General features: G+C 60.6%; 2 protein-coding genes and 2 pseudogenes. 1 reads left to right on the forward strand and 3 read right to left on the reverse strand.

Annotated features, from left to right (window positions below; translation table 11 throughout):
- Positions 1 to 117: pseudogene (locus ACG00X_RS23995) on the forward strand (IS5/IS1182 family transposase); the annotation flags it as partial.
- A gap of 144 nt (positions 118 to 261) precedes the next feature.
- On the opposite strand, the gene ACG00X_RS24000 reads toward ACG00X_RS23995, so the two are convergent.
- From ACG00X_RS24000 to ACG00X_RS24010, 3 genes and pseudogenes are all read right to left on the reverse strand, one after another.
- Positions 262 to 549 carry a barstar family protein gene (locus ACG00X_RS24000; RefSeq protein WP_394492339.1) on the reverse strand — a complete coding sequence of 96 codons (288 nt, stop codon included), beginning with the start codon at positions 547 to 549 and terminating at the stop codon, positions 262 to 264.
- Positions 546 to 971: a hypothetical protein gene (locus tag ACG00X_RS24005; protein WP_394492341.1), complete on the reverse strand. Its 426-nt coding sequence runs from the start codon at positions 969 to 971 to the stop codon at positions 546 to 548. The genes ACG00X_RS24000 and ACG00X_RS24005 overlap by 4 nt, the downstream gene beginning before the upstream one ends.
- Positions 972 to 1064: 93 nt before the next feature.
- A pseudogene (locus ACG00X_RS24010) lies at positions 1065 to 1180 on the reverse strand (IS5/IS1182 family transposase); the annotation flags it as partial.

Here is a 1180-nt window from a genome sequence, read left to right on the forward strand (position 1 = left end):
CTGGCCGCGTTTGGCAAGCTGCGCATCCGGTTTGAGCGCGCCGTCGAGACTCATGTGGCGCTGTTGAGCTTGGCCTGCTGCGTCATCTGTTGTCGCGCCTTGCCGGAATTTTGTTAGCGGCTCTTAGCCCCTCGCGGGCTTCTTGTTTCTGTGCCACCAATGTCTGCCTCGGATGAGGCAGAACGCATTCAAACACAGCCTTTGTGGACCTGCAACGGGGCCCTTCTGGCACACGTTTGGCACATAGGTGGCACAAGCCTCCTACGACAGAACCACCCTGACAAGGTCCGACTCGTCAGCAATGCGCTGCAAACCCTCTAGGAATCTGCCGTTGCGGAACTCGGCCAAGCTGGCGGCGTTAGTGAACAGCAGTTCGCACTCGCCAGGCCATCCGGGGGCACCGTTCAGCGCATCCCAGAACGCATCGAGATTGCGACCGAAGTAGCCAGCCCCTTCGGCATCGGTCAAGCGCAAGTACCTTTCCCAGAACTCGGCTTCTGACCGCACGCCCGCGCAGTCAACGATGACTGTTCTCACAGGCAGCATCATGTCGAGTCACCCAACCACCAACGCATCGTCCGAGACGACGCCGCCGCGCGAGTCTGCGGATTCTCAGATTCAATGAGGTGAAGCTCGTTGAGCACGAGCAGCTTGCCGCAGCGGCTTTCAAAGTATTGGGGTATCTGCTCGATGCTCGCGTTGTAGGTGGGCAAGATTTCCCGCAGACACCGCGCCAAGTCGACCTTGGCCTTGGGGCGCAAGGCCGCAAGAATCCGTCCCGCGAGTTCCTGGGGCTGATAGTTCGGCGCAGCAGGGTCGCACCGAGAGACCACCAGAAGCAGCCCCGAGAGCAACTCGTCAGGCGGCGCTGCGGAGAGCTGCGAGCAAAGCAACTTGATCTGCTGTGGGTTCCCAGCACCAAACCGCTCCGCAGTCTCGGTCACGCGCCTGTATACGTCCTCACGATCCATTGGCCGATTTTGAAGCCAATGCCCGCCCCGTCATCAACGGCCACCGTTCGTGACTACCGCGGGGATGCCTGAGATTACGGACGCTTAGAGCCGCTAACAAAATTCCGGCAAGGCGCGACAACAGATGACGCAGCAGGCCAAGCTCAACAGCGCCACATGAGTCTCGACGGCGCGCTCAAACCGGATGCGCAGCTTGCCAAACGCGGCCA

This window comes from Pelomonas nitida (assembly GCF_043555975.1).
GTDB lineage: Bacteria > Pseudomonadota > Gammaproteobacteria > Burkholderiales > Burkholderiaceae_C > Pelomonas > Pelomonas nitida.

Bases quoted from the DNA above. Each gene is read 5' to 3' on its own strand.
- ACG00X_RS24000 (WP_394492339.1), bottom strand. From the start codon at position 549: ATGATGCTGCCTGTGAGAACAGTCATCGTTGACTGCGCGGGCGTGCGG.
- ACG00X_RS24005 (WP_394492341.1), bottom strand. From the start codon at position 971: ATGGATCGTGAGGACGTATACAGGCGCGTGACCGAGACTGCGGAGCGG.